General features: G+C 29.9%; 16 protein-coding genes. 8 read left to right on the top strand and 8 right to left on the bottom strand.

Annotated features, from left to right (window positions below; all coding sequences use genetic code 11):
- Positions 1-119 precede the first annotated feature (119 nt).
- The 5 genes from WA340_RS06300 to WA340_RS06280 all read left to right on the top strand — a co-directional run bounded on the left by WA340_RS06300 (position 120) and on the right by WA340_RS06280 (position 3,406).
- Entirely contained in the window at positions 120-977 is an 858-nt protein-coding gene (locus tag WA340_RS06300; protein WP_336127964.1) for a YicC/YloC family endoribonuclease, read from the top strand.
- A 17-nt stretch (positions 978-994) separates the two neighbouring features.
- A complete protein-coding gene (gene gmk, locus WA340_RS06295; protein WP_027879646.1) occupies positions 995-1,582 on the top strand; it encodes a guanylate kinase in 588 nt (195 codons plus the stop codon).
- A 51-nt stretch (positions 1,583-1,633) separates the two neighbouring features.
- Positions 1,634-2,212: a nicotinate (nicotinamide) nucleotide adenylyltransferase gene (gene nadD / locus WA340_RS06290; RefSeq protein ID WP_336127961.1), complete on the top strand. Its 579-nt coding sequence runs from the start codon at positions 1,634-1,636 to the stop codon at positions 2,210-2,212.
- A 144-nt stretch (positions 2,213-2,356) separates the two neighbouring features.
- Positions 2,357-2,824 carry a hypothetical protein gene (locus tag WA340_RS06285; RefSeq protein ID WP_027879648.1) on the top strand — a complete coding sequence of 156 codons (468 nt, stop codon included), beginning with the start codon at positions 2,357-2,359 and terminating at the stop codon, positions 2,822-2,824.
- A gap of 144 nt (positions 2,825-2,968) precedes the next feature.
- On the top strand, positions 2,969-3,406 hold the full coding sequence (locus WA340_RS06280) for an OsmC family protein (RefSeq protein WP_336127960.1): 438 nt from the start codon (positions 2,969-2,971) through the stop codon (positions 3,404-3,406).
- Between the two features lie 70 nt (positions 3,407-3,476).
- Here the strand turns inward: WA340_RS06280 and WA340_RS06275 are convergent, their stop codons facing one another.
- Positions 3,477-4,076, bottom strand: coding sequence for a hypothetical protein (locus WA340_RS06275; protein WP_106677134.1), 600 nt, complete (start codon positions 4,074-4,076; stop codon positions 3,477-3,479).
- Between the two features lie 200 nt (positions 4,077-4,276).
- Positions 4,277-5,230 (bottom strand): nicotinic acid mononucleotide adenyltransferase, encoded by a 954-nt coding sequence (locus WA340_RS06270; protein ID WP_336127959.1) that lies wholly within the window; start codon positions 5,228-5,230, stop codon positions 4,277-4,279.
- Between the two features lie 130 nt (positions 5,231-5,360).
- Between WA340_RS06270 and WA340_RS06265 the strand changes: the two genes are divergently transcribed.
- The 3 genes from WA340_RS06265 to WA340_RS06255 all read left to right on the top strand — a co-directional run bounded on the left by WA340_RS06265 (position 5,361) and on the right by WA340_RS06255 (position 7,303).
- Positions 5,361-6,362, top strand: a complete 1,002-nt coding sequence (locus WA340_RS06265) for an NAD(P)H-dependent glycerol-3-phosphate dehydrogenase (RefSeq protein WP_106677130.1) — start codon at positions 5,361-5,363, stop codon at positions 6,360-6,362.
- Between the two features lie 52 nt (positions 6,363-6,414).
- Positions 6,415-6,771 (top strand): hypothetical protein, encoded by a 357-nt coding sequence (locus tag WA340_RS06260; RefSeq protein ID WP_027879652.1) that lies wholly within the window; start codon positions 6,415-6,417, stop codon positions 6,769-6,771.
- Positions 6,772-6,844: 73 nt separating this feature from the next.
- Positions 6,845-7,303, top strand: coding sequence for a hypothetical protein (locus WA340_RS06255; protein ID WP_336127956.1), 459 nt, complete (start codon positions 6,845-6,847; stop codon positions 7,301-7,303).
- Positions 7,304-7,337: 34 nt separating this feature from the next.
- Here the strand turns inward: WA340_RS06255 and WA340_RS06250 are convergent, their stop codons facing one another.
- Genes WA340_RS06250 through WA340_RS06225 form a run of 6 tightly spaced genes read right to left on the bottom strand, consistent with a single transcriptional unit; the run spans position 7,338 to position 13,217 of the window.
- Positions 7,338-7,733 carry a hypothetical protein gene (locus tag WA340_RS06250; RefSeq protein ID WP_336127955.1) on the bottom strand — a complete coding sequence of 132 codons (396 nt, stop codon included), beginning with the start codon at positions 7,731-7,733 and terminating at the stop codon, positions 7,338-7,340.
- A 41-nt stretch (positions 7,734-7,774) separates the two neighbouring features.
- Positions 7,775-8,131: a DUF6686 family protein gene (locus WA340_RS06245; RefSeq protein ID WP_336127953.1), complete on the bottom strand. Its 357-nt coding sequence runs from the start codon at positions 8,129-8,131 to the stop codon at positions 7,775-7,777.
- A gap of 16 nt (positions 8,132-8,147) precedes the next feature.
- On the bottom strand, positions 8,148-10,337 hold the full coding sequence (locus WA340_RS06240) for a PepSY domain-containing protein (protein ID WP_336127951.1): 2,190 nt from the start codon (positions 10,335-10,337) through the stop codon (positions 8,148-8,150).
- Positions 10,338-10,345: 8 nt separating this feature from the next.
- On the bottom strand, positions 10,346-10,828 hold the full coding sequence (locus WA340_RS06235; RefSeq protein WP_336127950.1) for a DUF2271 domain-containing protein: 483 nt from the start codon (positions 10,826-10,828) through the stop codon (positions 10,346-10,348).
- Between the two features lie 10 nt (positions 10,829-10,838).
- On the bottom strand, positions 10,839-12,311 hold the full coding sequence (locus WA340_RS06230) for an ankyrin repeat domain-containing protein (protein WP_336127949.1): 1,473 nt from the start codon (positions 12,309-12,311) through the stop codon (positions 10,839-10,841).
- Between the two features lie 3 nt (positions 12,312-12,314).
- Positions 12,315-13,217, bottom strand: coding sequence for a DUF6607 family protein (locus WA340_RS06225; protein ID WP_336127947.1), 903 nt, complete (start codon positions 13,215-13,217; stop codon positions 12,315-12,317).
- Between the last annotated feature and the right edge of the window lie 61 nt (positions 13,218-13,278).

The raw sequence follows: 13,278 nt of genomic DNA, 5'->3' as shown, positions 1-13,278 counted from the left end.
TCAAAACTACAATTATTTACTGTGCGTGCATAATAAATAATCTAAATAAGCTGTTAAAATTGTATTTCTTAGGCGTTAACATTTTACTTACCTTTGCGCTTAATAAATTCATTTTGTTTATGATATATTCAATGACAGGTTACGGTAAATCTGTACTACAGTTGCCAACAAAAAAAATTACAATCGAGCTAAAATCTCTTAACAGCAAAAACCTAGATTTGAATGCGCGCATGCCTTCTATTTACAGAGAAAAAGAGCTTGAAATTAGAAAGCAAATTGCTAATCAATTAGTGCGTGGTAAGGTAGATTTTTCTATTTATGTAGAAACTACTGCAGACGATACATCTACGCAAATTAACACGCCAGTTGTTAAACAATACATGCAACAATTAAAAGATGTTGTTGATGGTGATGATACCGAATTACTAAAAATGGCGGTTCGTTTTCCTGATGCCTTAAATACGGTTAGAGAAGAAATTGACGAAAACGAATGGACGCAAATACAAACCGAAATTACCCAAGCAATTAACGCTTTAAACCAGCACCGTTTAGACGAAGGAAAAGTGTTAGAAGCAGATTTTAATGCACGTATAAAAAATATTGCAGACTTGTTAGATCATGTAATAGCTATAGATCCAGAACGTATTGAAGGTGTTAGAGAACGATTAAAAAAAGGCGTTGAAGAACTTAAAGAAAAGTACGACGAAAATCGTTTTGAACAAGAATTAGTTTACTACATAGAAAAGTTTGATATTACTGAAGAAAAAGTACGCTTAAACAATCACTTAAACTACTTTACAGAAAGTATTAATAGCTCAGATAGCAACGGTAAAAAATTAGGATTTATAAGCCAAGAAATTGGTAGAGAAATAAACACTATTGGTTCTAAAAGTAACTACGCACCAATGCAACAATTGGTCGTACAAATGAAAGACGAACTTGAAAAAATTAAAGAACAATTACTTAACGTTCTTTAAAATAAAAGCATAATCTATTGGACAAAGACAACACAAAACAAGGTAAATTAATTGTTTTTTCTGCACCATCTGGCTCAGGTAAAACAACCATTGTAAGACATTTACTTAAAGACGATAATTTAAATTTAGCCTTCTCAATTTCTGCTACATCAAGAGAAAAACGTGGTACAGAAGAGCATGGTAAAGACTACTACTTTTTATCTTTAAAAGACTTTAAACAACATATAAAAGACGACGATTTTTTAGAATGGGAAGAAGTTTACCGCGATAATTTTTATGGTACTTTAAAAAGTGAAGTCGAGCGACTTTGGGCATTAGGCAAAAACGTTATTTTTGATATAGACGTATCTGGCGGATTGCGTATTAAAAGAAAATTCCCAGAACAAACACTTGCTGTTTTTGTAAAACCACCAAGTATAGACGAGCTTAAAATAAGACTTAAAAAACGTAAAACAGAAAGCGAAGACAAGATAAATATGCGTATTGCTAAAGCCAGCGCAGAGCTTGCAACAGCACCACTTTTTGACATTATAATAGAAAACGACAACTTAGATAAAGCATTAGCAGAAGCAGAAAATTTAGTTGGTACTTTTGTAAAATCATAAAAATAATTTATAAAACTGAGCGTAGTAAATTGTCTCTTTTTTAACTAAACTATGAAAATAGGTTTATACTTTGGATCCTTTAACCCAATACACATTGGGCATTTAATTATAGCCAACCAATTGGTAGAAAACAGCGATTTAGACCAAATCTGGTTTGTAGTAACACCACACAATCCATTTAAAAAGAAAAGTACACTTTTAGACAATTACCAGCGCTTAGAAATGGTCTATCTAGCCACAAAAGACTATGATACATTAAAAGAAAGTGATATCGAGTTTAACTTACCGCAACCTAACTATACCGTTAACACCTTAGTCCATTTAACCGAAAAATATCCTAAACACGAATTTGCCTTAATTATGGGCGAGGATAATTTAAAAAGCTTCCATAAGTGGAAAAATTATCAAACCATTTTAGAGTATCACTCCATTTATGTGTACCCACGTATTAGCGAAGGTAAAGTAGATACACAATTTAATAATCACCCAAAAATAACACGTGTAGACGCACCAATTATAGAACTATCTTCTACTATGATTAGAAAAGCAATAAAAGAAGGCAAAAACGTTAAGCCTTTACTACCAGAAAACGTTTGGGCTTATTTAGGTGAAATGAATTTTTATAAGTAGAATGAAGCATCGCTTGGCTTTATTAAATTTTTCTGCTAACTTCGTTTAACAATCGATAACGCAAGTTAAAAACTCGCTTTATCTTTACTTTGCCCATAATAGCAGAACATCATTCTGAAAATAAATTTTTAAAATTTAAAAAAAATGAATAAGCTCCTTTTGATTTTATTACTATTCTCAATTAATGCAACAGCACAAAAAATTGATAGAAAAACATACTATGAATATTCTGAAAGTCTTGAATTTCGAATATTTGGAATAAACAAACAAAGAGTAATTGATAGAGGAAATGGATATTATGCAAATAATATTGTTGCTGAAAAAGGTAGAAGGTTTATTACCATAGTTTTTGAATTCAAAAATAATTCTTCCCAATCTCAAGAAATAGATTTTAATAAGATTTATCTACGTGATAAAAATGGAGAATTACATAAAATTGATTTTGTTGTGATGTCAATGAAACTGACCGCAAGAACGAACAAATTACAACAAAAATTAAAAGCTAATAAAAAAAGAAAAATTGTCGCTCAATTTAGACCTTCATTTGATAAAAATGAAATTATTAATGAATTAGTAATTGGAGAAAAAATTATTAAACTTAATTATAACTAAAACTATTAATCAATAATGTATAACTGCAGCTAACACTTATACACGAATATTAAAAAAGTCCTCCCAAAACATTTACAATTTCCTTAACCCTATTTCTTTAGTAAAAGCTTTAATTTTAAAGTAAACCAAAAATTAAATTATTTTATGAAGAGAAAAGCAACAGCCATTTGGCAAGGTACAGGTAAAGACGGTAAAGGATTTTTAAATGGTCCAAGTGGTGTTTTAGACAATACACCTTATAACTTTAAAGCACGTTTTGAAAACGAAGACGGTAAAGCTGGTACAAACCCAGAAGAGCTAATTGCAGCAGGACATGCTGGTTGTTTTGCTATGGCGCTTAGTTTTGCTATACAAGAAGCAGGTTTTGAATCTAACAAATTAGATGTAGATGCTACTATTACTGTAGAACAACAAGATGGCGGTTTTGCCTTTACACATATACAATTGGACCTAACAGGTAAAGTAGATGGAATGGACGAAGCTAAATTTAAAGAACTTGCGGAAGGCGCTAAAAAAGGTTGCCCAGTAAGTAAAGCTTTAAGCAGTGTAGATATTAGCCTAAACATCACTTTTGAAAGTTAAAATTAAATGTTATCACATAAAAAAAGTCAACCTTTTTAGGGTTGGCTTTTTTAGTATTTAAAATATACAATTATCTTTCTGTTTCAGGATTATCTACATTACAGTCTGACAATAATGCTTCAACATACATTGCCCAATTATTACCGTCAAAGTCTGTACCTTCTGCCCAAGCAGTTTCTCCGCCTGTTGGCCCATTAACTTCTGCATGTGCTGCAAAACAATAATTTTCAGTTAACGCAGCTGAATCTATGTAGTACGTTACTACATCTACATCTGGGTTATGATTTGTAGAATGCTCAAAATGACCAATTTTTGGATTTCCAGATCCTGTTGTTGGTATTGTTTGATCTGCACAATTACCAATACTTAAATGCGTAGCTTGAATTGACCAATCTGCATTTGTAGTATAAGTGATAATTAAATCTACACCATCAAAATCTACAGAAACAGTTCCTGCAATATGATTTTGACCAGCTATTAGATTAGTTGTCATACATGGTTCATCATAAGACATACGTTGGTTAGCTGTGTTTCCATTTGCTGTTGTTACTCTAAAATTTGGGTCTACATTTGTTACAGTGTTGTTATCCACAAAAGTCTCTTCATTTTCACAACTTGTTGTAAATAACACAGCTATTAAAGCTAAGGTGATTAGGGGAATTTTTTTCATAAAAAATAAATTAAGTAGGTTATTGATTGACGAATGTATTTTTAATTCGACAAAAAACATAATTTATTCGACTAAAAGCGTTTAATTTTATGATTATGAGGAAATTAGCTACAAAAAAATTAAAAAAACCGCTTAAATTTTACTCTAAGCGGTTTTAAACTAACTAAACTAATTCTCAAAAATCACTCACTAACAAGTGTTTATTTTTCTCTAGTATTCTCTCTAGGGTTATCTTCTTTTCTGGTGTGTTGTTTACGTTTTTTCTCTCCAGATGTTTTACTTCTGTCTGTTGTTTGTCCAACTTTTAAATATTGTATATAACCTCTTCCTGTAAACTCATAAACCGTACCAGAATTTGGGTGATATAATTCTACTCTTTGATCGTTTACAATACTTAACTCAAAAAACTCATTATCAAAATAATCATAATCTAAGGTTAGTGTTTTTAGGTACATATTTCCGTTAACATTATTAACACCATACAATCCAGAATAATCCCAATATATATTGTTTGGATTTGTTCCTTCAGGATCTTGAGAGCTTCTAAAGTTGTTATCATTTCCGCCAGATAAAAACTGAAGGAAGTTTTCGTTATCAAATTCGTTTAAAGCACCAAAGTTACTTGTGTATGTTTTTTCCCAAGCTTCATATTCTTGTAAAAAGTATTGTATGTTATCATAAAACACATAATCGTAATCAAAATTTGAACGTTGATAACCATGTAAAAAATATGACGTATCATTAAATGGATTATACAATTCAATAGTATTATGATCTATTTGGTATACATCAAAACTATCATAGCCATCAATATCATGATCTATATCCAAAATCATATCGTAAGCATTATAGTATCCTATTTGTATACCATAACCGTTACCTTGACTACCAATACCAACTAAATTATTATTGGCAAACAAGCTTCCGTTTCTAAAAGACACTGTAAATGCCATTTGTAAAAAAGGTGTTTCGCCATAACCAATAGTTTCGTTAATGTCTACGTACCACAACTCGTAAGAGTTTAGTAATTGATTAACCGTTATTGGTTCTTGATAATTATCATAAGCATAATCATCTACGATAACTTCTGTATAACACGATGTAAATAATAATGCTATTAAAGCAAAGCCTGAAAGTAATTTTATCGTCTTCATAATGTGTCGTTTTAAGGATTGATATAAATTGATTTTCAAAAGGCGTGCCAAAAATTAAAAGTGATTGATTTTCAATATGAATTGAAGTCTTTAATTTTACGTATTTTTGACCTAGAATTTAAACGAAATTATGAGTCAACCATTAAAATATGCTGTTTTTGGATCAGGAAGTTGGGCAACCGCTATCGTAAAAATGCTTTGTGAAAACTTAGAAGAAGTTGGTTGGTACATGCGCAGTGTTTATACCAAAGAACATATTCTTAGAGAACAACATAACCCGAATTATTTAAGTTCTGTCGAGTTTCATTTAGAACAACTAAAACTTAGCAATGATATTAATGAAATTGCTAACTATGCAGATGTTTTAATTTTTGTAATTCCTTCGGCATTTATTCATTCTGAATTAAAAAAACTAAATGCAGATATTACTGATAAAATTGTAGTCTCGGCAGTAAAAGGAATTATACCAGAAACTGGTTTATTGGTTGGAGAGCATTTTCATGATAATTATAACATTCCTTTTGAAAATATTGGCGTTATTGCAGGTCCTTGCCACGCAGAAGAAGTTGCTTTAGAGCGTTTATCTTACTTAACAATTTCTTGCGCAGACCAGAAAAAAGCTCAAATTATTGCCAATGCTTTATCTAGCGATTATATAAAAACGAAAACTAGCGACGATGTTATTGGGACTGAATATGCAGTAATGCTTAAAAATATTTACGCTATTGCGGCTGGTATAGCACATGGTTTAGGTTACGGTGATAACTTCCAAAGTGTGTTGATGAGTAACGCTATACGCGAAATGAAACGTTTTATCAAAAAAATGCATAAGATGAAACGTAACATTAATAACTCTGCTTATTTAGGCGATTTATTGGTTACTGGTTATTCTACGTTTTCTCGTAATCGTATGTTTGGAAACATGATTGGTAAAGGCTACACTGTAAAATCTGCACAAATGGAAATGAATATGGTTGCAGAAGGATACTACGCTACAAAAAGTGCCCATTTATTAAACGACAAGAATAAAAAGAAAACTAAATTACCTATTATAAATGCAGTTTATGATATTTTATATGAAGGTAAAGATCCTAAAAAAGTGTTTAAAAAACTTACTGATAAATTAAATTAAAATTAACGTTTTATTTGTTAATTAATTATCGTTAGTAATTTACATTTGCTTCGTGAAGAAGTTTTTACAAATATTACTTTTATTAAGTGTAACAGTTAGCTTAAATGCCACTACAATTAACTATAATTTTAGTGACCAAGCCACTATAGTTTCAACTAAAAGTGAAACTGTATCTTCTCCTATCAAGCACAACACTGTTGCTAACACAGCAGACCCTATAATTATTACTTTTTTAGAGGTCAACCTTGTTGATTACCCTAATAGTCTAAATAAAGATTTAGATTTTAACTTTAAACAGTTTTTAACTTATTTCTCTAAAAAATGTAATCTTAAACTACATTACCTAAATGCTATTCCTGTTAGCTTTAAAACTACAGACATAGCTTATCCTTTTCATACCCATCTATAGCATTTGTTTTAATACTAGACTTATTAAGGTATAAACACCTTAACTCATATTTCTTATTAAAAAATTAAAACAAATGGATACAGCAAATACCCTTATAGGTGTTGTGATTACCCTTTGCTGCGGTATTCCTTTCTTTTTAATGTATATCTCTAAAAAGAAAAAAACACAACAAAAAACTCAAATATTTAAAACCATTGCGCAAGATAATGGACTAACTATTAATAAAATAGACATCTTTAACCATCTATCTTTTGGTATTGATACAAATAAAAAAATAGCTTTATTATCTAACTTATCTACACACAAAATTGTCGATTTAAAGAATTTTGAAGGTGCAGCTTTAGATATTAAAAAGAAACGAATTAATAAAACAACCGAACAAGTAACAGACGTTATTATAAACTTTAAAATAGTAAATAATGATATTGTCGGTTTTAATATTTTTAATAGTGACGTTAATAGACTGATTAACGGCGAAATAGAAGTTGGTCAAAAATGGACTAACACTATAAACCAATGTATTAAGCAATAAAACTATAAAAAAATAAGCCTTGAAAATTCAAGGCTTATTTTACTACTACACCACGTACCTTCATTAATGGTACAGGTTGTAAGGCATTTTTATTAATCGTGTTTTTTCTAAAAGTATATGTTTTATCATACATTGTATTACCCTCAAAAAACGTGACTTTAAATTGGTTGTTAAGCGCAAAAAGTTCTTCTTGGATAAGCTCTATTTTGGCATAACTTTTCTTAGGAAGCTTATCTATTTTTTTTCTAAAAACAGAGGTTGTTTTACTATCAGAATAACCACTTGTAACTATTATTACAGTATCTAAATCTACCTCTTTATCGTTTATAATGTATGCATTCCAATCTTGGGTTTGGTACACGTCATTATACTCGTTAACTATTGCAATGTAAACACCTTCTACTTTTGGAATATGAATATCTTTTTTCATACTAATCTTTTAGTTTAAGTACACAAAAATAGTATTTTAAATTAGTTTAAAATTAATGTGTAATCAATATCATTTACACTTATACTTTTTTTGTAAATATTCAATATTGGCTTATTGACTAATACTTTTAATTGTAAAAATTCTTGTCGGTTAAACATCAGAATAAGATTGTCTTGCAAAGTAGGTATAGGTATCTTTTTAGATATGTTTGCTTCAGCATATTTACACTCCCAAAATTCTGGTTCTAAATTTAAAACATACTGCTTAAATTGCTTAAACTCGTTAACAGTAAATTCAAAATATATATTATTAAACTCTAAGTGAAAATGCTTGCAGTTTTTACACAAAGACAATTCGCCTTGAGATGTTTTTGATATTGATTTTACGTTATTACACATTATTTTAAGTTTTATGTTAGTAACAATCCATCTTTATTTGACCGTTATCTATAAAGTAACTTACGTTGTTACTTAAATTGTTTTGGCAAATCGTATCTAATTGGTTTAAAACACAAGTCTGCATTGCAACCGAACCACAAATCATTACAACACCTTTTTGCTCTAATACAGAAGCTATAATGTTGTCTTTTTGTGCTATAATATCTTGAACATACGCTTTATTTCCTTCTTTAGAATATGCTATATTACATGTGGTTAGTAGCTGCTTTTGTTTTGCTTCATTTAAATAAGTATCATAAATATTAACTGAAGCTTGCGTGCGCGTACCCCAAAATAAATGCTTTTTAATATTTGGGTTTTGATTAATCATACCCAAAAAAGGTCCAATTCCTGTACCGTTTGCGATAAAAACAGCATGTTTTGTGTGTTTTGGAAGGTAAAACGATGGATTTTTATTAATTCTTGCTTTGATAACTTCACCTTCTTTTAACTGACTAAAATAATTTGAACAAACGCCAAACTGATGTTTTTTGACACTTAAAACCAATTTATCTTCAAATTTTCCTAAAGAGTATAATCGTTCTATTTGATCTTCTTTAGGAAACACAGATAATAAATCACCAGATTGTATTTTTTCTATTTTTTGGGTTTGTAAAGTCAACACAAAAGTATGATCTTGGTTAATTTCAGATTTTGAAACTACTTTAAAATCTTGAAGATTTTTTGGTGTTTGTAGTTGTTTTACTTTAGGTATTTCTATGTCTAATTGCGATTGTAAATTAAACGCTATACACCAATTTTTAAACGTATCTAAAGACTGATTGTTAATTGTTTTTAACGGTAAAAATTGAGTGAAATTCTGACTATTATTTAGTGCATTACTTACATCTTCTGCAAACTGGCAATAAGCCTTATACTGTAACGATCCAAATCCAACAACACTAAAGTTTAGACTTTGGTTTTGTGGCGTATTTTTAAATGTATCTAAAAATTTATTAGCGTTTATTGGCGCTTCACCATCGCCATACGTTGCTGTAAAAACAATTAAATGTTCTGCATTTTTGTAGGTTGAGTAACTGTTTAAATCAGAAATAAAAACACTGTGTTTTGCATTTATCAAACTATTGAATAATGCCGAAGCAAATCTATAAGTACTTCCTGTTTCTGATCCTACAAGAATGATAAATTTTGCTTGATCTTTAGTGTATTTATTCTTTGGGATTACAGTATTTTTCTTTCGTTTTAGGGTCATATCAAACCCAGAATACATAAAATACAAGATGTTTATGGTTGCAATTAATAAAATTACTGACCAAATAATACTGCCTTTTCCTGTATGTAGATTTAAACTTAGTGTTGAAAAATAAGACGTTAAAGATGTGTTTTGTTCGCTTAAAATTTCACCAGAATATTGATGTATTAGTAGCTCTTTATCTTTAAGTTTTAAAGTGTAGTAATCCTCGACAAACTCAGAAAAAGGAAACTCTAAATGGTTAACTTGATCTAAAGTAATCGCACCAAATATTGAATCTGATTTTTCTGTTGAAGATGCCTCTAACGCTTCAAAATCTACATTGTGTTTAATTGCTTGATCGGTAATTACATCAAACTTAAGCAGCGATAAGTACACACCAGTTATTGTAATAATAATAATTGGTACAAGTGACCAACGACCAAGTACAATATGCCAATATTGTGACGGATTTTCTTTTACAATTTTGGCAAAAAAGTGTTTAATTCCGCTTTGTCTTTTAACGACTAAAATAAAACCGGTAATTGCAATTAAAAGCAATAAAAAAGAACCTAAAGCGACTAAAAACCGACCGGTACTTTTTAAAAATAAAGACCGATGTAAATTGGTTGTAAATTGAAAAAATTTTGATGGCGAGATTTTTTCACCTAAATAATTAGCTGTTTTAGGATTAAAATAGCCTTCTAGATTTTTGCCATCTTTAGTAATAACAGAAGCAGATACAAACTGATTTGCATCTACTTCTATTTGTAAAACTTCTGGATAAGTTTGTTTAAAGATATTAACTGTTTGGTCTAGACTAATTGTTTTTAAATCTTCTACTTTATAAGGTTGAAGTTGTTCTGATATAGGCTGAAATGCTAAAATTATACCTGTAACAGACGCTAATAAAATAAAAACAGACGCTGTAATAGCTAATGCTAAATGACTATATCTCCAGATAGAAATGGTCATACAAAATACTAGTTAGGCATTAATCTAACGTATCTAATAAAGCCTTTACCTTCGTGTTTTGCTTTGACATTTTCTATAGTTAACTCAAACTCGACATCGCTTGTATAATATTCTTGATCTTCTACAGCTGTTTCAAATCTAAGTTTATAACCTTTATTTAATTTAGAATCTTCGATATCTAATATGCTTATTGTACGTTGTCCACCAGATACTGTTGCTCCTGTTACCGCATCTATATTAGCTCTAACCTTACCTTGAAACTTCCACCATTCGGTAATATCAAAATACCACTCGTCGTCATCGCCTTGTACATACAGTGTTTTTTCGTATTCGCCATTTGGATTAATTAAAGAGACTACAACATAAGCGCCTTCACCGGTATAATTAGTCAATTGAATCATGCATTTGTATTTACTAGTATTTATATTGGTAAATGACAATAATGCAAATGATAGCAGTATAGTTGATATGGTTATTTTTAATGATTTCATTATTTAATATTTATTTTAAAATTTCTAAAGAAACATTATTTTGTTCTAATAATTCGTTTTCTGAAGCTAAATCATAAGCTGATTCTCCAAATTCGGTTTTAATTGTTTTATCTGCTCCAATACTTAATAAGTATTTTATGATTTTTTCGTCTTTAGAAGACATTGCCGCTAAATGTAAAGCTGTATTACCATCATTATTTATAGCATTAACATCTGCTACTTTTAGATTTACAACTTGCTTAATCAAATCTAAATTTTGCTTATTTACAGCAAGATGTAATAACGTATTACCATCTTTCTGTTTTTTTGAAATATCTAAACCTTTAGATTTTAAAAACTCTAATTTAATTGCAAAATCTTTAGGCTGTCTTGGGCTAAAAGCTTCAATTAAATAATAATTTAAGTTATTACCATTGGCATCTACAACATCTACTTTAGCTTCTTTACTTATTAATAATTTAATCACTTCTAGTGTATTACTTTGTGTGGCTAACATTAAAGCTGTTTGACCTTTTTTATTATGATCGTTTATATCTTTTACTTGTGGTATAAGAGTTTCTATCACTTTAATTGAATTTCTTGAAACTGCATTTAAAAAAGGAGTACTTCCGTCTTTATCTTTTGCATTTACATTATTTCCTTTACGTATTAAATAATTTAATACATCTATATTTTGTGATCTAGCAGCAATGTAGTGTAATGGTGTTACGCCTTCATTAGATGATGTATTTGGATTTAAACCTTGTGCTTCTAAAAATGTAAACACTTCTAAACCATTTGATACATTTCTTGTTCCTTGGCTAGCAAATAGAAACGCTTGATCGTTACCCTTTACTCCTTTAGTAGAAAGTTTTTGTAACAACTCTAAATTACCTGTTCTTGCTACATAATTATAAATTCCGTTACCATTATTATCTGTAGAATTTAAATCTAATCCTTTTCTGGTAAAGTAATCTATTAACTTAAAATCTTTATCACTTGGCGCTGCTAGTAATAAAGCGTTAGCGCCACTATGATTAACGTCTTTTTTTAGATTTGCACCGTATTTAATACATAAATCATACACCTTTGTGTTTGTTTGTCCTGCATTTGCAGCAAAGTTTAAAGGTGCTAATCCGTGATCATCTAAGATATCTGTTTTTGCACCATTATCTAATAAATATTGCATAAAGCTGTCATTACCCTTATAGGCTGCCCAAAAGATATAAGTACGTCCATCATGAGTTAGTTTATTAACATCATTACCCTTTATAGATTGTAAATATTGTAATGTTTCTAATGGTGCATCTTGTAATATGGCATACACCATTGGGTCAAAACTATTCGGATTTAATTGTGTAGGGTCATTACCTTCTTCTATAGCTGTTTTAACAGCTTCTACAGTAGTTGTATTAGACCAAAATTTTCTATCTAACAACTTGTTATTTTGAGCAATTACACTAAAATTTATGAATAGTATAAGTGTTGTAAGTACATGTTTCATATTCTATTTTTTTACAAAAGATTCTATCGTTTTATCGATGTCTTCTTTGTTGGTTAATTCTTCATCAAATAAATGTTTAAATAATACTTTATTATCTACTTTATCTTCTAGATGTAAATCCTTATTTCTGTTATAAACTTCACTCCATTTTGCACGAACGGTTGCCCATTTTTTGTCATGCTCTTTCCACCAGTTTATAGCTCCTTGACAACGACTATCTTCTACTTTTACATAAGTATTATAACCTTTTTCTTTGGCTAAGGTAATATCTTCTTTGCCTTCTTGACGAATAATTTTAGCGTTATCCTGATCGTGTAACCAACCATATTCTGTAATCTCGTGTCTATTACCTCTTAAGGTTACATTATAATCGCTACGTTTTGTATACTCACGTCTTGGTAATGGTGCAGTTGTTGTGTTTTCCCAAAAGCTTTTACCGTCTACATGTACCCAAGTCGCACTACCTTCGTAACGTGGACTATCATCTACTTGATATACTTTTTGCGTCCATTGTCCTTCTACCTCATCTTCTGTTTTGGTTTCAAAATTCCATTTATTATCACCATCAAACATGTAAAAATCTTTATTTTGGAACAACCAATCTTGACGCCAATGTTTTACTATATATGGTTGCTCTGGACTACCTACTTGTAATAAATGTTGGATTGAAATTTTATTATCTGTGTCTTCTACCAAATGTGCCCATTCTAAACCTTTATCTATTTTAGTTTTAGATGGCTTATATAAAGAATCTTGACTGTAATTAAAGGTTTCTGCAAAGTTAAAAGTGACTTCGTAACATCCGCACATTTTTTTTATAGCTGCCTGATCCTTTTCTTTTTTAGATTGTGCAGTAGCGCTAAATGCTACAAAGAATAATAAAGTAATAACTAGATAATGTTTCATTTTTGATGAATTTTAATTTTTTTAAAAAATATTGTTCTTATTTAGACTGAATTAAAATAAC

The sequence above is a fragment of the Mesoflavibacter sp. CH_XMU1422-2 genome (assembly GCF_037029245.1).
Lineage (GTDB): Bacteria > Bacteroidota > Bacteroidia > Flavobacteriales > Flavobacteriaceae > Mesoflavibacter > Mesoflavibacter zeaxanthinifaciens.
This window is presented reverse-complemented; position numbering and strand designations above follow the sequence as displayed.